At 73.5% G+C, this 20,113-nt stretch carries 20 protein-coding genes; 13 read left to right on the top strand and 7 right to left on the bottom strand.

Features of this window, described 5'->3' with window-relative positions; all coding sequences use genetic code 11:
* The first annotated feature begins 45 nt into the window (after positions 1 to 45).
* From ACGFZP_RS08765 to ACGFZP_RS08755, 3 genes are read left to right on the top strand one after another with little or no spacing between them, the layout of a single operon-like run.
* On the top strand, positions 46 to 1,932 hold the full coding sequence (locus tag ACGFZP_RS08765) for a substrate-binding domain-containing protein (protein WP_392930055.1): 1,887 nt from the start codon (positions 46 to 48) through the stop codon (positions 1,930 to 1,932).
* Positions 1,929 to 2,861: a class E sortase gene (locus ACGFZP_RS08760; RefSeq protein WP_392930053.1), complete on the top strand. Its 933-nt coding sequence runs from the start codon at positions 1,929 to 1,931 to the stop codon at positions 2,859 to 2,861. Before ACGFZP_RS08765 ends, ACGFZP_RS08760 begins: the two co-directional genes overlap by 4 nt.
* Positions 2,862 to 2,899: 38 nt before the next feature.
* Positions 2,900 to 3,787 (top strand): phosphate ABC transporter ATP-binding protein, encoded by an 888-nt coding sequence (locus ACGFZP_RS08755; RefSeq protein WP_392930052.1) that lies wholly within the window; start codon positions 2,900 to 2,902, stop codon positions 3,785 to 3,787.
* Between the two features lie 38 nt (positions 3,788 to 3,825).
* On the opposite strand, the gene ACGFZP_RS08750 is transcribed toward ACGFZP_RS08755, so the two are convergent.
* From ACGFZP_RS08750 to ACGFZP_RS08740, 3 genes are all read right to left on the bottom strand, one after another.
* Positions 3,826 to 4,659, bottom strand: coding sequence for an HAD family hydrolase (locus ACGFZP_RS08750; protein ID WP_392930050.1), 834 nt, complete (start codon positions 4,657 to 4,659; stop codon positions 3,826 to 3,828).
* Between the two features lie 81 nt (positions 4,660 to 4,740).
* Entirely contained in the window at positions 4,741 to 5,685 is a 945-nt protein-coding gene (locus ACGFZP_RS08745) for a hypothetical protein (protein WP_392930048.1), read from the bottom strand.
* Positions 5,686 to 5,765: 80 nt separating this feature from the next.
* Positions 5,766 to 6,197, bottom strand: a complete 432-nt coding sequence (locus ACGFZP_RS08740; RefSeq protein WP_392930046.1) for a hypothetical protein — start codon at positions 6,195 to 6,197, stop codon at positions 5,766 to 5,768.
* A gap of 503 nt (positions 6,198 to 6,700) precedes the next feature.
* Here ACGFZP_RS08740 and ACGFZP_RS08735 point away from each other — a divergent pair.
* On the top strand, positions 6,701 to 7,891 hold the full coding sequence (locus ACGFZP_RS08735) for an acyltransferase family protein (protein WP_392930044.1): 1,191 nt from the start codon (positions 6,701 to 6,703) through the stop codon (positions 7,889 to 7,891).
* Positions 7,892 to 8,106: 215 nt separating this feature from the next.
* Here ACGFZP_RS08735 and ACGFZP_RS08730 read toward each other — a convergent pair whose 3' ends face one another.
* Positions 8,107 to 8,994, bottom strand: coding sequence for an LLM class flavin-dependent oxidoreductase (locus tag ACGFZP_RS08730; RefSeq protein ID WP_392930042.1), 888 nt, complete (start codon positions 8,992 to 8,994; stop codon positions 8,107 to 8,109).
* A gap of 151 nt (positions 8,995 to 9,145) precedes the next feature.
* On the bottom strand, positions 9,146 to 10,057 hold the full coding sequence (locus tag ACGFZP_RS08725; protein WP_392930040.1) for a serine/threonine-protein kinase: 912 nt from the start codon (positions 10,055 to 10,057) through the stop codon (positions 9,146 to 9,148).
* Positions 10,058 to 10,140: 83 nt separating this feature from the next.
* Here ACGFZP_RS08725 and ACGFZP_RS08720 point away from each other — a divergent pair, with 83 nt between their 5' ends.
* The 8 genes from ACGFZP_RS08720 to ACGFZP_RS08685 all read left to right on the top strand — a co-directional run bounded on the left by ACGFZP_RS08720 (position 10,141) and on the right by ACGFZP_RS08685 (position 17,037).
* Positions 10,141 to 10,686, top strand: coding sequence for an RNA polymerase sigma factor (locus tag ACGFZP_RS08720; RefSeq protein ID WP_392930038.1), 546 nt, complete (start codon positions 10,141 to 10,143; stop codon positions 10,684 to 10,686).
* Positions 10,683 to 11,540 (top strand): hypothetical protein, encoded by an 858-nt coding sequence (locus tag ACGFZP_RS08715; RefSeq protein ID WP_392930036.1) that lies wholly within the window; start codon positions 10,683 to 10,685, stop codon positions 11,538 to 11,540. The genes ACGFZP_RS08720 and ACGFZP_RS08715 overlap by 4 nt, the downstream gene beginning before the upstream one ends.
* A 94-nt stretch (positions 11,541 to 11,634) precedes the next feature.
* On the top strand, positions 11,635 to 12,378 hold the full coding sequence (locus tag ACGFZP_RS08710; protein WP_392930035.1) for a hypothetical protein: 744 nt from the start codon (positions 11,635 to 11,637) through the stop codon (positions 12,376 to 12,378).
* A gap of 162 nt (positions 12,379 to 12,540) precedes the next feature.
* A complete protein-coding gene (locus tag ACGFZP_RS08705) occupies positions 12,541 to 13,149 on the top strand; it encodes a hypothetical protein (RefSeq protein ID WP_392930033.1) in 609 nt (202 codons plus the stop codon).
* Between the two features lie 299 nt (positions 13,150 to 13,448).
* Positions 13,449 to 14,456, top strand: coding sequence for an ABC transporter ATP-binding protein (locus tag ACGFZP_RS08700; protein WP_392930031.1), 1,008 nt, complete (start codon positions 13,449 to 13,451; stop codon positions 14,454 to 14,456).
* Positions 14,440 to 15,342, top strand: a complete 903-nt coding sequence (locus tag ACGFZP_RS08695; RefSeq protein WP_392930029.1) for an ABC-2 transporter permease — start codon at positions 14,440 to 14,442, stop codon at positions 15,340 to 15,342. The genes ACGFZP_RS08700 and ACGFZP_RS08695 overlap by 17 nt, the downstream gene beginning before the upstream one ends.
* 25 nt (positions 15,343 to 15,367) lie before the next feature.
* Complete coding sequence (locus tag ACGFZP_RS08690) at positions 15,368 to 16,285, top strand: ABC transporter ATP-binding protein (protein WP_392930027.1); 918 nt, start codon at positions 15,368 to 15,370, stop codon at positions 16,283 to 16,285.
* A gap of 35 nt (positions 16,286 to 16,320) precedes the next feature.
* Entirely contained in the window at positions 16,321 to 17,037 is a 717-nt protein-coding gene (locus ACGFZP_RS08685) for an ABC transporter permease (RefSeq protein WP_392930024.1), read from the top strand.
* A 53-nt stretch (positions 17,038 to 17,090) separates the two neighbouring features.
* Here ACGFZP_RS08685 and ACGFZP_RS08680 read toward each other — a convergent pair whose 3' ends face one another.
* Entirely contained in the window at positions 17,091 to 18,362 is a 1,272-nt protein-coding gene (locus tag ACGFZP_RS08680; protein WP_392930022.1) for a CynX/NimT family MFS transporter, read from the bottom strand.
* A gap of 58 nt (positions 18,363 to 18,420) precedes the next feature.
* Positions 18,421 to 19,152, bottom strand: coding sequence for a FadR/GntR family transcriptional regulator (locus ACGFZP_RS08675; protein ID WP_392930019.1), 732 nt, complete (start codon positions 19,150 to 19,152; stop codon positions 18,421 to 18,423).
* 162 nt (positions 19,153 to 19,314) lie between these two features.
* Here ACGFZP_RS08675 and ACGFZP_RS08670 point away from each other — a divergent pair, with 162 nt between their 5' ends.
* Entirely contained in the window at positions 19,315 to 20,082 is a 768-nt protein-coding gene (locus ACGFZP_RS08670; RefSeq protein ID WP_392930017.1) for a sporulation protein, read from the top strand.
* The last annotated feature ends 31 nt before the right edge of the window (positions 20,083 to 20,113 follow it).

Genomic DNA, 20,113 nt, shown 5'->3' with positions numbered 1-20,113 from the left:
AGTACCAGAGGAGTTCCCATGTCGTGGGAGGCCGCAAGCCGCCCCGTGGCACGCACGTTCGCCGTGCTGCTGTCCCTGATCCTCGCCGCGGGCTCCCTGCTCCTGGGGCAGAGCACCCCCGCCTTCGCGGCCACCGCGCTCAACGCCGACGGCTCCAGCTGGGCCGGTCCGGCCATCGACCAGTGGCGCCAGGACGTCGCCCCGCAGGGCATCCAGATCAACTTCAACCCGATCGGTTCGGCGGCCGGCCGCAACCAGTGGGCCATCGGCCAGGACGACTTCACCGCCTCCGACGTGCCGTTCCGCTCGAAGGCGGACACCGGGCTCGGCCAGGCCGGCCAGGCCGGCGGCTCGGGCAAGGCCGAGAACCCCCGGTACGGCTTCTCCTACGTGCCGATCACCGCCGGCGGTACGACGTTCATGTACAACCTGGTCGTCGGCGGCAAGCAGGTCCGTGACCTGCGGCTCTCCCCGCAGACCGTGGTCGACATCTTCACCAACAAGATCACCAACTGGAACGACCCGCGGATCGCCGCGGACTACGGCAAGGCCCTGCCGAGCCTGCAGATCACCCCGGTGGTCCGGTCCGACGGCTCGGGTGCGACCGCCCAGTTCACCCGGTGGATGAGCCACACCCACCAGGCGCAGTGGGACGAGTACTGCAAGAGCGTCAACGGCGTCAGCTGCGGCGAGTACACCGAGTTCTTCCCGCCGTCCGGCCGGATGACCGCGCAGAACGGCTCCGACGTCGTCGCCGGCTACATCAAGGCGCCGGCCGGCCTCGGCACCATCGGCTACGACGAGTACGCCTTCGCCAAGCGCAGCAACTGGCCGGTCGTGAAGGTGCTCAACCCGGCCGGCTACTACACGCTGCCGACCGCCTCCAACGTCGCCGTCGCGCTCACCGCCGCCAGGATCCGCGGGGTGGACGACACCACCGCGGCCGACGACCCGGACTACCTGCAACAGAACCTCGACGGCGTCTACTCGATGAACGACCCGAGGTCGTACCCGCTCTCCAGCTACAGCTACCTGATCGTGCCGCGGGCCGGAGCGGCACTGCCGCCGCCGCCGCGCTTCACCAACGACAAGGGCAGCGCCCTCAGCCGCTTCCTGGCCTACGTGCTCTGCGAGGGCCAGGGTGAGGCGGACGGCCTCGGCTACTCCCCGATCCCGCGCAACCTGGTCCGCGGCGGCCTGCTGCAGACCCAGCACATCCCCGGCAACGCCAGCCCGGTCGACGCCAACACCCTGGCGAACTGCAACAACCCGACCTTCAACGCGGCCGGCCGGCTGACCGTGCTGGACAACGCCCCGCAGCCCAGCCCGTGTGACGCGAAGGGCACCCCGCTGGACTGCGTCGTGCAGGAGGGCAAGGCGGTCAAGTCCGGTTCGGGCTCCGGCTCGGCCTCGGGTTCGGGCGCGGGTTCGGGCTCCGGTTCGGGCGGTGCGGCCGCAGGCGGTGGCGGCGCCGCCGGCGGTACCGGCGGTGCGGCCGGCGGTACCGCCGGCGGCAGGTCACCCTCGGGAACCGGCAACGGCGCTGCCACGGGCGGTAGCGGCTCCACCGGCGGCGGCGCAGCCGCTGCGGGCGGCGCGGCCGGCTCGGGTGGCGCTGCCGCGGGCGGCACCGGCGCCGCGGACGGCCAGCCCGCCGCGGGCGGCGACCCGGCCGCCGGAGCCGGCGCCGAGGGGGACCCGGCGGCCGAGGACGTCGTCGACCCGCAGACCGGCCAGGTGGTCGCACGCGGCCGCGGCCGCGGCGGCGGTGTCGGGGAGGTCCCGGCCAACGTGGTCGCCGTCGAGGGGCGCCCGGAGGACTGGATGCTGTCCACCCTCACCGCGCTCGAACTGCTCGCCGTCGTCCTCGTCCCGCCGCTGCTCGGCCGCCGCCTGCTGCGGCGCCGCAACTCCTCCGGCGGCCGGTCGTGACCGCCCCGGCGCTGGAGAAGCCGACGACCCGGACCGCGGAACTCCCGGCCGGCCGGGTGCCGGAGCCGCCAGCCCCGGAGCCGGCGGCGGCCGGGGCGGCCACCGGCGGCGCCACGCCGTCCCGGCGCCGGTTCCTCCAGGGGGCCTGGGCGGTCAGCCTGCTGGCGGCGCTCACGCTCGGCTTCGTCGGGTACCTCTTCACGCTCTCGCACATCCAGGAGCGGCACTACCAGTCCACCGCGTACAAGACCTTCCGGGACCAGCTGGCCCGGGCGGTCGCCCCGACCGGCGCGGCCGCGGACGGGGACCCGGTCGCGATCCTGGACATCCCGGCGATCGGCCTGCACCAGGCCGTCGTGGTCGAGGGCACCACCGGCCGGGACCTGATGCGCGGCCCCGGCCACCGCCGGGACACCGCGCTGCCGGGCCAGTCCGGCGTGGCCGTGGTGTTCGGGCGCGGCGCGACCTTCGGGGCGCCGTTCGCCGAACTGTCCAGGCTCCGGGTCGGCGACCGGATCGAGGCGACCACCGGGCAGGGCAGGTTCACCTACACCGTCAACGTGTACGGGGACGGCGACCACCCGATCAGCGACCCGGTCCGCAACCGGCTGGTGCTGGTCACCGGGGACTCCGACTGGATCGCCGGCTCGACGGTGCTGATCGGAGCGCGGCTGGAGGGCGACCCGGAGGTCAACCCCGGGGGCCGGCCCGCCACCGTCCCGTACGACAAGGCCCTGGCCGCCGACAAGGGCGCGCTGGCCACGTTGCAGCTGTGGACCCTCGGGCTGCTCGGCGCGGTGGTGGCCGCCGTCCTGCTGGCCCGGTTCTGGCACCGCTCGGCGGCCTACCTGAGCCTCGCACCGGTGATCGGCGCGACGCTCTGGGCGGTCTACGAGAACGCCGCCGCCCTGCTGCCCAACCTCTACTGAAGCGCGCCCGGAGGACCGTACCGATGACGGATGTACCGATGACCGACGCACCCCCGCTCAACACGTCCGGCCCGCACGACCAGGTCGGTTCCGCGGCCGAGACCACGCTGACGCTGCCGCCGGTGCCCCCGGTGGACCCGTCCGGCGCCCCGCTGGCCGGGCTGGAGACCCGGGACGTCTCCGCCTGGTTCGGCTCGCACAAGGTGCTGGAGCGGGTCTCGCTCGGCATGCCCGCCGGGGAGGTGACCGCGCTGATCGGCCCGTCCGGCTGCGGCAAGTCGACCTACCTGCGGATCCTCAACCGGATGCACGAGATGGTGCGCGGCGCGGCGCTCGCCGGCGAGGTGCTGCTGGACGGCGACGACGTGTACCGGCCCGGTCGGCGGCCCGCCGAGGTCCGGCGCCGGATCGGCATGGTGTTCCAGCGGCCGAACCCGTTCCCGGCGATGTCCATCCAGGACAACGTCTCCAGCGGGCTGAAGCTGGCCGGCATCAAGGTCTCCAAGGAGGAGCGCGAGCACCTGGTGGAGTCCAGCCTGCGCCGGGCCGGGCTCTGGGACGAGGTGGCCACCCGGCTGCACACCCCCGGTGGCGCGCTCTCCGGCGGCCAGCAGCAACGGCTCTGCATCGCACGGTCGTTGGCGGTCTCGCCGGACATCCTGCTGATGGACGAGCCGTGTTCGGCGCTCGACCCGACCTCCACCCGGCGGGTCGAGGAGACCATCGCCGAGCTGCGCGGACGGCTGACGATCGTCATCGTCACCCACAACATGCAGCAGGCGCAGCGGGTTTCGCAGTCCTGCGCGTTCTTCCTGGCCACCCACGACACTCCGGGCCGGATCATCGAGGCCGGGCCGACCGCGCAGGTGTTCGGCAGCCCGCGCGACCAGCGGACCTCGGACTACGTCAACGGCCACTTCGGCTAGCGGCACTCCGTCCGGGGCGGGCCCGGGGTCTGCCGGCCCTAGCGCCCCAGCAGGGTCTCCAGCACCGCCGCGACGCCGTCCTGCTCGTTGCTCACCGTGTGCAGCGGCACCGCCGCCAGCACCTGCGGGTGGGCGTTGGCGACGGCGTACGCGGTGCCGGCCCAGGCCAGCATCTCCAGGTCGTTCGGCATGTCGCCGAAGGCCACCACCTCGCTCCGGTCGATCCCGCGCCCGGCGCACCAGCGGGCCAGCGTGCTGGCCTTGGTGACGCCGGGCGCGCTGATCTCCAGCAGCGGGACGGGCGCGGACCGGGTGATCTCGACCAGGTGTCCGGCCGCCTCCCTGGCCTCGCCCAGCAGCTTGTCCGGGTCGAGGTCCGGGTGCTTCGCGAGCAGCTTGAACAGCCCCTGGACCGGGCCGCCGGAGCCCAGCAGCTCCTCGGCCGGGCCGATCGGATGGTCCTCGTCCGAGCCCCACATCCGCAGCTCGTAGCCGGGCTCGCGGGCGAACCCGGCGGGGTACTCGAAGGCGAACGAGGTGCCGGGCAGCTTGGCCCGCAGCACCTCGACCACGGTGAGCGCGGTCTCCGCCCCCAACGGGAAGGACTCCAGCAGCTCACCGCGCCGCACGTCGACCACCGCGCCGCCGTTGGAGCAGATCGCCACACCGTGGCCGCCGATGTGCGCGCTGACCTGCTGCATCCAGCGCGGCGGCCGTCCGGTGACGAACACCACCTGGACACCGGCCGCCTCGGCGGCGGCCAGGGCCGCCGCGGTGCGTTCGCTGACGGTGCCCCCCGCGCACAGCAGTGTGCCGTCCAGGTCGGTGGCGATCAGGCGGGTGGGGCGGGGCGGTGCGGGCTGGCTGGTCACCGGTCCATCTTCGCCTACCGCCGCCGGGAGGTCACCGCCGCCGGGAGGTCACCGCTGCGGCGGCCTCCCGGCGGCAGGGGCTCAGCCGACCCTGAGGGTCAGCCCGACGGTGTGCAGGGTGCCGCCGGTCTGGAACTGCAGGAACAGCCGCCAGTCCCCGCCCGTCGGCAGCTCGGCGTGGAACGGCAGGGTCGGGCCTCCGGTGCCGCCGGCCTCGGCCTTCGTCTCCGGGTGCAGGTGGGCGAAGGCCTGGTCGCCGGCGTGGAAGGCGGTCAGGTGGGCGTAGGTCTCCAGGTAGGGCTGGAGGTCGGTGACCGGCCTGCCGTCCCTGCTGACGGTGACCTTCAGCTCGCCGGCCCGACCGGCGGCCGGGGCGCCCTCGACGGTCACCGTGTAGCCGTCCACGGTCGCGCTGCCGGTGGCGGCGGGCAGCGCGGCCTCGGCTGCCGCCCCCTCGCCGGGGACGTCCACGGTCCGGCTGAGCACCAGGCCGGTGCCCCGGCCGGGGCCGCTGTCCGGGACGAAGGAGGCGTAGACGCGCCAGGTGCCGGCCGTGAGGGCGGCGAGCGGGGCCGTCCAGGTGCCGTCGGGGGCCATCTCGGGGTGCAGGTGCTGGAAGCCGGTCAGGTCGGAGCGGATCGCGTAGAAGTGCATCCGCTTGGTCTGGTCGGTGCCGAAGGCGGTGAGCGCCTTACCGTCCGGGCCGGTGATGGTGAACCGGTACTCGGCGGGTGCTCCGGGGGCGAGGGCCGCGGTGGCCGGGTCGAGGCGGTAGCCGTTCTGCTCGGCGGCCGGGGCCGGGGCGGGGGCCGGGGCGGGTGCGGATGCGGCGGGCCGGCCGGTGGCGCCGGATCCGGGCATCTGGTGGCCCTGGTGTCCGTCGGCGGCGGTGGCGGTGGTGGCCGACGGCGCGCCGCCGGAGCCGTGGTCCATGCCGCTCATCGCGGAGGAGCCACAGGCGGTCAGGGCGGCCGCGAGGACGGCGGCGCCGGCGGTGCGGGCGAGGGTGCGGGTGTCGAGGAGCATCACGAGGGGTGTCTTCCGGTGGGTACGGGCAGGACGCGGTGCGCCCGGGCCTCCCCGCGGGGAGGCCGGCGCGGGTCCGCTCACGTCCGTGCGACGCCCAGCTGGAGCAGCAGCCGCCGTCCGGCGGCGGGGGGTGCCCGGGGTCCGTCCGAGGTCCGCCGGTACGGCCCGGCGAGGGCGGTGGGCGCGGTCGGACCGACCGCGAGGGCCGGTACCGCGGGTGCGGGCGCTCCGGCGCCGTCGCGGTCCCGGGTCGCCACACAGGAGTCGGCCGAGGCGCCGGCCCGGAGTCCGCCGCCGTGCACCCGCGGGCCGTCCGACCCGTGTGGGCCGTCCGGCGCGGCGGAGGCGCTGTGCTGCGCGCCCGGGGCGCCGTGCTGCCGGTGCGGATCGGCGGCCGCCTGCGCGGCCTCGGCCGGCCGCGCCTCGTGGCAGCCGCCCGCCGAGGTGGGCGAGCCGTGCATCAGGAACAGTCCGGCCAGCAGCGCGCAGAGCAGCAGGAGTCGGGCCACCGCCCGCCCCCGCGTCCGTCCGCCACCTGTCGTCACCCGGCAGACAATACCCCCAACCCGTATCCACCCCCCGTCTGTTTCGGCCCTCGGTACGAGGTTTCCAGCCGATTCACCCCCACCCGGGGTGTTCTGCCCCCACCTCCGGGGCAGAACTGTTCTCGGCCACCCCGTCGGCAGGAAGAGCCATGCCAACTCGCCAGCTTCGAGACGAGCGCCCACCGACCGACCCGGACGACCTCCGTGATTCACGAGACCCGCGCGACCCGGTCCTGATCGGCGACATCATCGCCGGCACCCTCGCCGAGATCGCCCGCCGCGCCGCCCCCCGGGACCCGTTTCCGATTCCCGCCCAGCGCACCCGACCTCACCCATAACCAGGCAATCTGATCGTCATTAGAAAATTCCTTCGGATGTACACGCAGCGCCGCTAGGATCGCGGCGCTCGACCGTCGTTCCGACACATTCCGGTGCCGGAGGTAGCGCGGACCATCCCGAAGGCCACGATGACAGAGAAGCTCGCCCTCGCCGGGGAACGCACCCCGGCGACGCCGGAGGCGCCGTCCGCCGCGGTCCCGGCCCGGCACCGCCGTTCCGGGGCGGACTCCCACGGCGGCTCCCAGCCCCGGACCGGCGGGCCCGCGGCGCCCCGGGCGCCGCGCATCCTGGTGCTCGACGGACTGCGGCTGGTCGCGGCGCTGGCGGTGCTGCTCTTCCACTACCTGGCCGGATCGGGCGAGATCCCCTGGCAGCGGACGGCGGTGGACCTCTTCCCCACCCTGCACCGGATCGCCGAGTTCGGCTGGCTCGGGGTGGTCTTCTTCTTCATGATCAGCGGCTTCGTGATCTGCATGTCCAGCTGGGGCAAGTCCGTCCAGGACTTCTGGCGGGGCCGAATACTGCGGCTGTTCCCGGTCTACTGGTTCGCGGTCGTCCTCGGGACCGTCGTCGCCCGCTTCGGACCGCACACCCCGAACGAGCCGCGGATCACCGTCGGCCAGATGCTGACCAACCTGACGATGCTCCAGGAGCCGCTGAAGACGGCCCCGGTGGACAACGTCTACTGGACCCTCTGGGTCGAGCTGCGGTTCTACATCATCTTCACCGCGGTCGTGGCGCTCGGCACCGGCTACCGCAGGGTCGCCAACTTCTGCTGGATCTGGGCGCTCGCCTCCGTGCTGGCGCCGATCTCCGGGATCCCGCTGCTCGACGTGCTCTCCGCCCCGCTCTGGGCGCCCTTCTTCATCGCGGGCACCGCCTTCTACCTGGTCCGCCGCCAGGGCCGGTTCACCGGCGAGACGCTCGGCCTGCTCGCCCTCTCCTGGCTGCTCATCCAGCACAACCTGCCGGCGATCATGGCCCACGAGGGCCACGGCATCAACTGGAAGATCTGCCTGACCGCCGTCACCGCGATGTACGGCCTGATGGCCCTCGTCGCCCTCGGCAAACTGGACCGCGTCCAGTGGCGCTGGCTGCCCGTGGCGGGCGCGATCTCCTACCCGCTCTACCTCGTCCACCAGTCCGTCGGCGTCCGCTACATCTGGCGCTGGAACGAGACCCTCGGCGCCTGGACGACCCTGCTCTCGGTGACCGCCGCCATGCTCCTCGCCGCCTGGCTGGTCCACCGCCTGGTCGAACGCCCCGCCACCCGCCTCCTCCGCCACCTGACCCGCCCATCCCCCGCCAACCCCACCTGACCCCCCGGCCGCGGTCGGACCCGCAGGATGAAGTGGTCGACGACTACCGGTCAGGGCGGTTCGCGCCAGATCGTCTCGACCGCGATGCGGCGGTGACACAGCCGGCGCAGGTCCCGGGGTCGCTCGTCACGATCGTCACGTCGCCGTGCTCCGTGTGCCTCGGCGGAGGCCGCCGGAGCGCACCTGGGTGGGACGGTCCGCTCCGGCGGTGACTCTCAGCGGAGCTGTGCCAGGCCCTCGGTGGCGATCTTCTCGAAGACCGCGAGGTCGTTCGCGAAGATCGAGTCCGGCACCGGCCAGTGGATCACCAGCTCGGTGATGCCCAGCTCCTGGTAGCGGCCCGCCCAGTCCACGAACGCATCCAGCGACTCCAGCGGCTTCTCCGCCGTCGAGCCCTGGAGCAGCACCTTCTCCAGCTCGCCGACATCGCGGCCGGTCGCCTCGCAGGCGGCCGTGAGCTTCTCGATCTGCTGGGCGATCACCCCGGGTGCCTGCTCCACCGGTACGTCCGCCGGCCCGCGCGGGTCCCCGTACGTCACCCAGCCCTGCCCGTACTCCGCCGCCAGCCGCAGCCCGCGCGGACCGGTCGCCGCCACGTAGAACGGCACCCGCGGCGTCTGCACGCAGCCGGGGATGTTCCGCGCCTCGACCGCCGAGTAGTACGTGCCCTCGCGGGTCGTGGAGTCGGTCCTCAGCAGCTCGTCCAGCAGCGGCAGGAACTCCCCGAGCCGGTCCGCCCGCTCCCGCGGCGACCACGCCTCCTGCCCCATCGCCGTCGCGTCGAACCCGACCCCGCCGGCCCCGATGCCCAGCGTCAGGCGTCCGCCGGACACGTCGTCCAGCGTGATCAGCTCCTTCGCCAGCGTCACCGGGTGGCGGAAGTTCGGCGATGTCACGAGGGTTCCGAGCCTGATCCGCTCGGTGGCGGTGGCCGCCGCCGTGAGCGTCGGTACCGAGCCGAACCACGGCTCGTCCCGGAACGACCGCCAGGACAGGTGGTCATAGGTGTACGCGGCGTGGAACCCGAGGTCCTCGGCCCGCCGCCAGATCTTCTGCCCCTCGGCCCACCGGTGGATGGGGAGGATCACCGTACTCAGTCGCATGCCAGCGACCTTACGGTAGCCGTCAGCGACCGGCGCCCTCTGACTTGACGACCCCTTCGCCCCGGAATGAAGCCGGTGCCGGGCCCTGGCCGGCGGGATCCGCAACAGTCAGGGCGCCGGTGGGTGGACCGTCGTCATCGTCGACGCGGATTCAACGCTTCAGCCAGCTCAGCAGGGTCGTCGCCGTGAACACCGTGCCCGACGCCAGCCAGACCGCGCGCGGGGTCAGCCACCCGGGGCCTGCCGGGGGCGGCGGCTGCGGGACCGGGGCCAGCAGCGCGTCTGCGAAGGCCTGGGCGGTCGGGGGGCGGTCCGCCGGGTCGACGGACATCCCGGCCCGCAGCAGCACGGCGACGTTCGGTGGGAGCTCCACTCCGGCCGGGAGCGCGGGAAGCGTCGAGGAGGCCTGCGGGTCGGTCATCAGGGCTGTGGCGCGTCCGCCCGGGCCGAACGGCTTCTGCCCGGTCAGCAGCTCGTAGGCCACGACGGCCAACGCGTACACATCGGCCCTTCCGTCGAACCCGCCGGTCTGGAAGGCCTGTTCCGGTGCCATGTACGCGGGCGTGCCCGTGGTCACCGTAAGCCCGGACGCGTCGGCCAGTTGCTTGGCGCTGCCCAGGTCCGCCACCAGCACCGCGGCGGGCGCAGGGCCGGCGGCGAGCAGCAGGTTGGACGGCTTGACGTCGCGGTGCACCACGCCCGCCTCGTGCAGGACCTGGACCGCGTAGCCCGCCTCCGCGGCCAGCCGCAGCGCCTCCTGCGGGTCGCACTGCCCGACCCGGTCCGCCAGGGTGCCGCCGCGTACGTGGTCCATGACGAAGTAGGGCCGGTCCTCCTGCACCCCGACGTCGTGCACCCGGACCACCCGCGGACTGGCGATCCGGCGCAGCAGCCTCGCCTCCGCCAGGAACCGCTCGCGCACATCCGCGTTGGCGGCCCAGTTCTCGGCCAGCACCTTCACCGCGACCTCGGTGTCGAGCTCCGGGTCGTAGGCCTTCCAGACCGTCGCGAAGGAGCCGGCTCCGAGCCGCTCCAGAAGGAGGTAACGGCCGAGCTTGCGCATGTGGCAGCATTCTGCCGGAGTCGGGGGGAGTGCGGAACTCCCGTTCGGCGGGGGATGCCAGGCGGGACGAAACGGGGGTCCGGGTGTTCGAGGAAGGCGAGCTGGAGCTGCTCGTGGCGGCTGCTCAGGCGGGGGAGCCGGGGTCGACGGAGTACCTGCTGGCCAAGCTGCGGCCGGTGGTGCTGCGCCGCTGCTCGCGCCTCCTGCCCCACCACGCCGACGCGGAGGAGGCCGCGCAGGACGCGCTGCTGTCCATCAGCACGCATCTGGGCGCGTACGGCGGCCACGGCTCCTTCCTGGGCTGGGTGACGGTGATCGCCTCGAACGCCGCCCGGTCCACCTACCGCTCGATGCGTCGGCGCGCCGAGGACAGCCACGCCGACCTCCCCGAGTCCGTCGACCCGCGCACCACCAGCGTCATCGCCGGGACCAGGCTCGACCTGATGGAGGCGCTGGCCGCGCTGGAGCGGAAGCACCCCGCCCTGGTGGAGGCCTTCGTGCTGCGCGACCTCGGCGACCTGACCTACGCCCAGGTGGCAGCGGAGCTGGACGTTCCGTTGGGCACGGTCAAGGACCGTATCCACCAGGCCCGCCGCTTCCTGCGCGAGCACCTGGTCACCAGTCCGTGAACGACGCTCCCGTGGCGGGCGGCGGCCGCGCCGTCGTCCGGCCCCGGTCCGCCGTCGCCGCCCTGGTGGCCGCGGTCGTGCTCGGGCTGGCGACCGGCCGATTCGTCCTGCCACCGCCCCCCGGCGCCACCGCGCACCCGGCAGCGCGGTCGGGTGGGGCGGTCGGCGAGTCGTCCCAAGGCGCGTCCGCTCCCGCGACGCCCGGCGTGGCCGTCCCGACGCCCGAGTCCTCGGCCTCCGGCTCCGCCTCGCCGACCGGTGTGACCGGTGCGACCGGGCCGGTGACGGCCGCGAACCTGCTGGGACCCGCGGCGTTCGGACCGGACCTCGTCACCGGTCGGATCCGCGTCACCGACCGGTACGGCGACGGGGCTTACGCCAACGCGGCCTGCTCCGGCGAGAAGACCCTCACCCAGACCCTGGGCGGGCCCGGTGCCCACTTCCGCGGACTGATGACCGGCACCCGCACCTCCCCGGACGACCCCACGCTGGCCGCCACCCACGTCGACCAGGTCGCCCGCGAGGTCGTCGCCGAGACCCGGAGCCCCTCCCTGGCGCAGAACTTCGCCGACCGCCTGCTGCTGGAGGAGGTGCCCTGCCAGGAGGCGGTGCCGGGGCACTGGGTCTACGGAAGGACCACGACGGTGCGGCTCGCCCCGGACGTCACCGCGAGCTGGATGGGCGCCTACCAGGGAACCCTCAACACCACCGGTACGGCGCCCGAGGGCAAGGAGCCCTGCGGGGGCATCGCCGTGCTGCGCAGCGGCACCCACTACGGGGTGCTGGAGGTCGACGCCTGCCTGGGGACGGCCGCGATGGACCGCGTCGTCAGGACCGCTCTGTCACAGCTGTGAAACAGCCGTTCAGGGCTCCAACTTTCCCTTCTCCGGCGGCATCTCCCCGGTTGTACGAGGACGCAGCAGGCGTCCCGACCAGCAGGGGGACCAGATGACCGAGAACCAGGCCGTCCGGCAGAAGTCCGTTCGCCGCAACCGGGTCGCCACCGCGGCCTGTTTCGCCGCCGCACTGATCACGGTCGGCGTCGTCGGCACCCAGTCGGCCACCGCCGGCGGGGCCGCGCCCGACGCCGCGCACCGCACCGCGGCCGCCGCCCAGCCGGTCACCGCCGCTCAGCCGGTCACCGAGGCCCAGCCGGCTGCGGTCGCGGCCACCGCGCCCGGACTCGGGTCCGCCGGCCTCGTCCAGAGCGAGGACTACCTCCGGCAGGGCCTGAACCCGGTCGGCGCGACCGTGGCGCTGACCGGACGCCAGGGGCTGTCCGCCTGCTCCGGCGAGGAGACGATGTACGGCCTGACCAAGGGCAAGGCCACCGGGTACGCGTCCGTGACCTGGACCTTCGCGACCGAGGGCCTACTGAACGAGTCGGCTGCGAGCGCCCCCACCGGGGCCGCGGCCGACACCTGGGAGAAGCAGCTCGTCGCGCTCGTCCAGGACTGCCAGGACGAGCCCGCCGGCCACTGGCACTACGGCGCGGCCCACACCCTGACCGCCGCCGGCGGCACCGCACGCTGGTACCCGGCCTACAACGGCGACGGCACCGCCGGCGGCGGGGTCGCGGTCCTGCGCAGCGGCACCAGGGTCGCCATCGTCGAGCTCACCGCCCGGCCCGCCGACGTCCCGACCGCTGTCGAAGGCATCGCTACCGCAGCACTGAACCGCCTCCGCTCCTGAACGGCGGCCCCGCTCCGCCCGGACGGCCTGGCGGTGTTCGAGCGGACCGCCGTCGAGGGTTTGGCGCGGCCGGGGTGAGCGCGGGGCGGTGTCGGCGGAAGGCGCTACTCTGTCCGCCGCACGCCATCATCTGATCGTTTGTCACACGGGGGTTCCTTCGTCATGCCTGTTTACCGGAGACTGCTCGGCGCCGGCCTGGTCGCCACCGCCCTGTTCGGCCTCGCCGCCTGTGGGCCGGACGACTCGTCCGACCAGGCCGGTGGTTCCGCCAACACGCCGGCCGCGCCGGCTGCGACCACCCCGGCTGCGCCGGCTGCGACCACCCCGGCCGCGACCGCCCCGGCCGGCGGCAAGAGCACCGGTCCGGCGGCGAGCGGCAAGCCGTCGGCGGATCCGAGCGAGCCGGAGGGGTTCTGCGACGCCCCGCCGCTGCCCGCCGGCCAGAAGTGGATCTACCCGGCGAAGGGCACCACGGCGACCACCCTGGTCTACAAGGACACCAAGACGGCGTGCGGCGTCAACGACGTGGTCTTCGAGCCCGTCGGCGCCGACAAGACGGCCCCCTTCGCGCCCACCGTCAAGGGCCACCTGAACTCGGTGCTGGCGAAGCCGAAGGACGTCAACGGCGCCGACCTGGTGAAGCACATCAACGAGTGCCTCGCCGACCCCACCAGCACCAAGGGCTTCTACCCCTGCTCGGGCGGCGACTACAAGGTCGCGATCGACGCCTCCGGCAAGGTCGTCGAGCTGACCGAGCGCGCCCACTCCTGAACAGGGTGAACGCCCGGGGGTAACGGGTGCGTGAACGCGGGGCGGGCGGGCCGGAATGACGGCCCGTCCGCCCGTTGCGGTTCGGTCACGGTGTGTCCGATTGACTGATTGATCATTGGGTGGGAAGTGGCCGACAGCGGATCCCGCCCCGGGTCGTCGCCCGTGTGCGGCCCGCCCGGCTCGGGGCGGCCGGGCCCGTCCCCTAGGGGACGGCGGGGAGACGTCATACCGCAGCATCATGCGCGGTTCGTCAATCCAGCCCATCCCCATGGAGGGGTGCGGACACTAGGTTGAGACCCGTGTCCACTGTCATCAAGACGGACGGCCTCACCAAGAGGTTCCCCCGGGTCACCGCCCTCGATCAGCTCACCGTAGAGGTGCAGCCCGGGGTGGTCGGCCTGGTGGGGGCGAACGGGGCGGGCAAGTCCACACTCATCAAGATCCTGCTGGGGCTCGCCCCGGCGACCTCCGGCACCGGGCAGGTCCTCGGCCTGGACATCGCCACGCAGGGGTCGGAGATCCGCGAGCGGGTCGGGTACATGCCGGAGCACGACTGCCTGCCGCCGGACGTCTCGGCGACGGAGTTCGTGGTGCACATGGCCCGGATGGCCGGTCTGCCGGCCGCCGCCGCGCGCGAGCGGACGGCCGACACGCTGCGGCACGTCGGGCTGTACGAGGAGCGCTACCGGCCGATGGGCGGGTACTCCACCGGCATGAAGCAGCGGGTCAAGCTGGCCCAGGCGCTGGTGCACGACCCCAAGCTGGTGCTGCTGGACGAGCCGACCAACGGGCTCGACCCGGTCGGCCGGGACGACATGCTGGCGCTGATCCGCCGGGTCTACTCCGACTTCGGGATCTCGGTGCTGGTCACCACCCACCTGCTCGGCGAGCTGGAGCGCACCTGTGACCACCTGGTGGTCATCGACGGCGGCAAGCTGCTGCGCTCCTCCTCCACCGCCTCCTTCACCGAGGCGACCGCGGTGCTGGCCGTCGAGGTGACGGACTTCCCGTCGGCAGGCTCCGCCGACCCCGTGGACTCCGCAGGCCCCGCCGACCCCGCCGACTCCGCCGCCGCGGTGCGCGAGCGGATGGCCGCCGCCGGGCTGTCGGTCCAGATGGACGGCTCGCGGATCCTGCTGGTCCGGATCGACGGGGACGACACCTACGACACCATCCGCGACACCGTCGCGGGCCTCGGCCTCGGACTGGTTCGGCTGGAACAGCGCCGCCACCGGGTCGCCGAGCTCTTCACCGACCCCGCCACCGGCGCACCGCAGGGAGGTACCGCAGATGTCGCTGCCTCCTGAGACCAGGTCGACCGACACCGGCGTCATCCACGACATCGGCTACCGCGGCTACGCGGGCCCCCGCCTCGGCCGGGCCTACGCGACCCGCTCGCTGTTCACCCAGAGCCTGCGCGCCGCGTACGGGCTCGGGCGCTCCGGCAAGTCCAAGGTGCTGCCGATGCTGGTGCTCGGCGCGGTCACCGCGCCCGCCGTGATCATCGTCGCCTTCGCGCTCGCCACCGGGCGCAAGGAGCTCCCGATCGAGTTCCCGGGCTACCTCTCCACCGTCGGTCTGGTCATCTCGATCTTCCTGGCCGCCCAGGCGCCGGTGCTGCTCTCCCGGGACCTCCGCCACAACACCGTCCCGCTGTACTTCTCCCGCCCGATCACCCGCGGCGACTACGTCCGGGCCAAGTTCGCCGCGATGGCCTGCGCCCAGCTGCTGCTGATGACGGCCCCGCTGATGGTCCTGTACATCGGCGCGCTGCTCGGCGGGCTGGACTTCGGGCACAACACCGCGCAGCTCCTCTACGGCCTGGTCACCGCCGTGCTGTACGCCCTGGTGCCGACCTCCGTCGCGCTGGTGATCGCGGCGAGCACCCCGCGCCGGGGCTTCGGGGTGGCCGCGATCATGGGCTACCTGGTGATCAGCACCACCCTGGTCGCGATCATCGCCGGCACCAGCGCCGGAGTGTCCGACACCGTGCCGGACTCCGCCCAGTGGGCCGCGATGCTCTCGCCGAACCAACTGGTCGCGAGCCTGGCGAACCAGCTGTTCGACCTCGGGTCCGACCCCGGCCGGATGCACGCCCCCGGCGCGCTCGGCGCGGCCGTCTTCCTCACCGTCGCCGCCGCGATCACGGCCGGCTCGTACGGCCTGCTGCTGCGCCGCTACCGCAGCATCTGATCTCCCGAGTATCTGAGAGGGCGTCATGGCCACCATCACCATCGACAAGGTCTCCCGCTGGTTCGGCAACGTGGTCGCCGTCAACGACATCAGCATGGCGATCGGCCCCGGCGTCACCGGCCTGCTGGGCCCCAACGGCGCCGGAAAGTCCACGCTCATCCACATGATGAGCGGCTTCCTCGCCCCCTCCACCGGGGCGGTCACCCTGGACGGCGTGCCGATCTGGCGCAACCAGGGGGTGTACCGGCAGATCGGGCTGGTGCCCGAGCGCGAGTCGATGTACGACTACCTGACCGGCTGGGAGTTCGTGCTCGCCAACGCCGAACTGCACGGACTCGCCGACCCGGGCGCCGCCGCCAAGCGGGCGCTGGGCCTGGTCGAGATGGAGTACGCCCAGGACCGGAAGACCGGCACGTACTCCAAGGGCATGAAGCAGCGCGTCAAGATGGCCTCCGCGCTCGTCCACGAGCCCGCGGTGCTGCTGCTCGACGAGCCCTTCAACGGCATGGACCCGCGTCAGCGGCTCCAGCTGATGGACCTGCTGCGCCGCTTCGGCGCGGACGGCCGGACGGTGCTGTTCTCCTCGCACATCCTGGAGGAGGTCGAGCAGCTGGCCCGGCACATCGAGGTCGTGGTGGCCGGCCGGCACGCCGCCTCCGGGGACTTCCGGAAGATCCGCCGGCTGATGACCGACCGCCCGCACCGCTACCTGGTCCGCTCCAGCGACGACCGCCGGCTGGCGGCCGCGCTGATCGCGGACCCGTCGACGGCCGGCATCGAGCTGGACCTGCAGGACAAGGCGCTGCGCATCCAGGCGGTGAACTTCCAGGGCTTCACCACCCTGCTGCCGAAGGTCGCCCAGCAGGCCGGCATCCGGCTGTACACCGTCGCACCGGCGGACGAGTCCCTGGAGAGCGTCTTCTCCTACCTCGTCTCCGCCTGAACGCCTCAACCGGACCCAGGAAGGCCGACCACACCATGAACCCGACCGTCGCCAGGCTGACGCTGCGCGGCCTGCTGGGCCGCCGCCGCGGCATCCTGCTGCTGGTGGTCCCCGCCCTGCTGCTGTTCGTCTCGGCGATCGCCAGCGGATCCAGCGGGGACAAGCACGACCTGACCGTCAAGATCCTCGGCCAGCTGGGCCTCGGCACCCTGCTGCCGATCCTCGGCCTGGTCGTCGGCACCGGCGCCATCGCCACCGAGATCGACGACGGCTCGATCGTCTACCTGCTCGCCAAGCCGCTGCCCCGCTGGAAGATCATCACCACCAAGCTGGTGGTGGCCGTCGGCACCACCTGGGTGTTCGCGGCCGTCCCCACCCTGCTCTCCGGGCTGCTGCTGTACGGCACCAAGGACAACCTGGCGCTCGGCTACACCGCCGCCACCCTGGTGGCCGGTGCGGTGTACAGCGCGCTGTTCCTGCTGCTCGGCGTGGCCACCCGGCACGCGGTGGTGGCGGGCCTGGGCTACGCGCTGATCTGGGAGTCCCTGATCGGCAACTTCGTGAAGGGCGCCAGGACGCTGAGCGTGCAGCAGTGGGGCCTGTCGGTCGGCCAGGCGGTGGCCGGGGACGGCGCCATCACCGCGGGGGTCTCGCTCGGGGTGGCCGTGCCGCTGCTGCTGGTGCTCACCGTGGCGGCGACGGTGCTGGCCTCGGTGAAGCTGGCCGGACTGACCCTGGCCGCCGACGAGTAGACCCGGCGGTCCGGGGCACGGGCCCGCAGCTCAGGCCCGGCCCCGCAGCCGGGTCAGAGCGTCCGGTCGCGGCCCGCGCCCCAGCCGGCCGCGGCGACCACGGCGGTCAGCACCAGCATCAGCACCAGCACGGTGTCCCAGCCGCCGGTCAGCTGCCGCAGCGCCCCGGCGCCGACCGGTCCGGCCGCCGCCACCAGGTAGCCGACCGCCTGCGACATCCCGCCCAGCCGGGCGGCACCGGCGGCGGTGTCGGTGCGCAGCACGATGAAGGCGAGGCCGAGGCCCAGCGACCCGCCCTGGGCGATGCCCAGGATGGTGGCCGCGACCCAGGCGCCGGGCACCGGTGAGATCAGCAGGATGGCGATGCCCAGCCCGCTCAGCGCGGCCATCACGACGGCCAGCGCCCGCTGGTTGGTCATCCGGCCGGCCATCAGCGGGACGATGAAGGCCCCGGCGACCTGCACCAGGTTGGAGAAGGCGAAGACCAGGCCGGCCTCGCCGCGGTCCATGCCGTGGTCGGCCAGGATGGTCGGCATCCAGGCGACCAGGATGTAGACCAGCAGCGACGAGACGCCCATGAAGAGGCTGATCTGCCAGGCCAGCGGCGAGCGCCAGATCCCCTGGGCCGGGGCGTCGGCGGTCCGGGGCGCCGACACCGAAGCCGTCGCCGCAGCCGTTGCCGCGCCCGGCACCGCGGCCCGCTGCCGGCGGGCCCGCAGCACCTGCGGCAGCCAGGCCACCGCGGCGACCAGCGCCAGCAGCGACCAGGCGCCGAGCGAGGCCTGCCAGCCGCCGCCGAGGGCGTGTTCCAGCGGCACCGAGGTGCCGGCCGCGAGGGTGGCGCCGACCAGCATGGTGGTCGAGTAGACGCCGGTCATGGCCGCGGCCCTGGCCGGGAACTCCCGCTTGACCAGGCCCGGCATCGAGACGTTCAGGACGGCGATGGCCACGCCGATCACCACGCAGCCCGCGTACAGCGCCGCCACCGAGGGCAGCACCCGCAGCAGGACGCCTGCGCCGAGTACCAGCACCGCGCCGAGCACCACCCGCTCGGTGCCGAACCGCCTGGTCAGCCGGGGGGTGAGCGGGGCGCCGACGCCCTGGAAGAGCACCGGCACGGTGGTGATCAGACCGCTCGCGGTGGCGGACAGGCCGAAGGTCCGCTGGATCTCGCCGACCATCGGCGAGATCGCCGCGAGGCAGGCGCGCATGTTCAGGGCGACCAGCAGGATGCCGGTCAGCAGCAGGGCGGGGTGGGCCAGCCGGGCGCGGACGGGGAGCGTGGGAGTGGTGACAACCGGCTGCGGGGCACGGGTGACTGCCATGGGTCGTGCTGCTCTTTCGTGAGGACGGGGAGACGGGCGCGGAAGGGGCGGGTGCCGCTTACTTCCGGGCCGCGATGGCCGCGAGGAGCTGCTCGACGGCCGCGGTCGGCTCGGCGAGCAGCGCGCGACACGCCGCCTCGGCGCGGTCCGGGTCGCCGCGCTCGATCGCGTCCACCAGTGCCTCGTGGGTGGCCACGACCACCTCGGGCATCTCGTGGTCGCCGAAGGCCGTCCGCATCGACTCGCGCACCGAGGCGCCGAAGTATCGGTACACCTCGGCCAGGGCTGGGTTGTGCGCGGCCTCGACCACGGCGGTGTGGAACTCCAGGTCGTGCTCGACGGTCGCCTCGCGGCCGGCCCGCTCGGGGTGTGCCGCGATCACCTCGGCCTCGCGGGCCAGTGCGGCCCGCATCCGGCGGATGTCCTCGGGCGTGTGCCGCAGCGCCGCCAGCCGGGCCCCTTCGGCCTCCAGCGCGGCGCGGACCTCCAGGACGTCCCGGATGCCGGATCGCTGGACCCCGCGCAGGACGGAGGCCGGGTCGCTGGTGCTGCGGACGAAGGTGCCCTCGCCCTGCCGGGAGACCAGCATGCCGGCGTGCACCAGCACCCGGATCGCCTCCCGCACGGTGTTGCGTCCGACCTGGAGGCGCTCGGCCAGCTCGTGCTCGGTGGGGATCCGCGAGCCGACCGGCCAGGCGCCGGCGGCGAGCTGCTCGCGCAGCTGGTCGATGGCGGTGTCCACCAGGGAGCGCCGGCCGGCGGCCTGCAGGTTGTCGTTGGTGCTGGTCACAGCGGCTCCTCCCGAGTGCTCTGGGCCGGTCATCGGTCATCCTACAACCGCTTGCCCGGTCATCCTACAACTGGCGGATGAACACCATGGGAACCGTCCGGGCCGGCCTCGCGTTGCTCCGGACGACTTCGGTCCACCCCTATTTGCAAGGAGAGCGCCCGCATGGTGTTCAAGAAGCTGCTCGGTGCCCTGGGCGTCGGCGGTCCCGGCGTCGACACCGTCCTGTCCACGCCGGTGGTGCAGCCCGGCGGCACGCTGCACGGGACGGTCGAGGTGACCGGCGGCACCGTCGAGGCCGACATCCGGGGGATCACGCTGACGCTGGTCGCCCGGGTGGAGATCGAGCACGAGGAGGGGGAGAGCACCGGTCTCTACCCGTTCGCGCGCTTCTCCGTCACCGCGCCGCTGGTGCTGGCGCCGGGGGAGAACCGCTCGATCCCGTTCGCCGTCGACGTGCCGTGGGAGACGCCGGTCACCGTCGTCGCCGGGCAGCGCCTGAACGGGATGCAGCTCGGTGTGCGCACCGAGGTGGACATCGCCGGCGCGCTCGACAAGGGCGACTCCGACCCGCTGGAGGTCGAGCCGCTGCCGGTGCAGCGCCGGATCCTGGACACCCTGCTGCAGCTGGGCTTCCGGTTCCGCTCCGCCGACCTGGAGGCCGGGCGCATCCGCGGCACCGGTCAGACGCTGCCGTTCTACCAGGAGATCGAGTTCTCCTCGGCGCCGCAGTACGCGCACTCCTGCAACTCGCTGGAGGTCAGCTTCGTGACCACCTCGCACCGGGTCGAGGTGGTGCTGGAGGCGGACAAGCGCGGCGGCCTGTTCGGCCACGGCGGCGGCGACGTGATCCGCACCCACGTGGTCGAGCACGGCCAGGCCGACCAGGACCTCACGGCCCTGGTCGACGGCTGGATCCGCGCGGCGCTCTGACCCCCGTCCGCCACCCGGCGCACGGGCGGCC

It is taken from the genome of Kitasatospora sp. NPDC048239 (assembly GCF_043202015.1).
GTDB lineage: Bacteria > Actinomycetota > Actinomycetes > Streptomycetales > Streptomycetaceae > Kitasatospora.
This window is presented reverse-complemented; position numbering and strand designations above follow the sequence as displayed.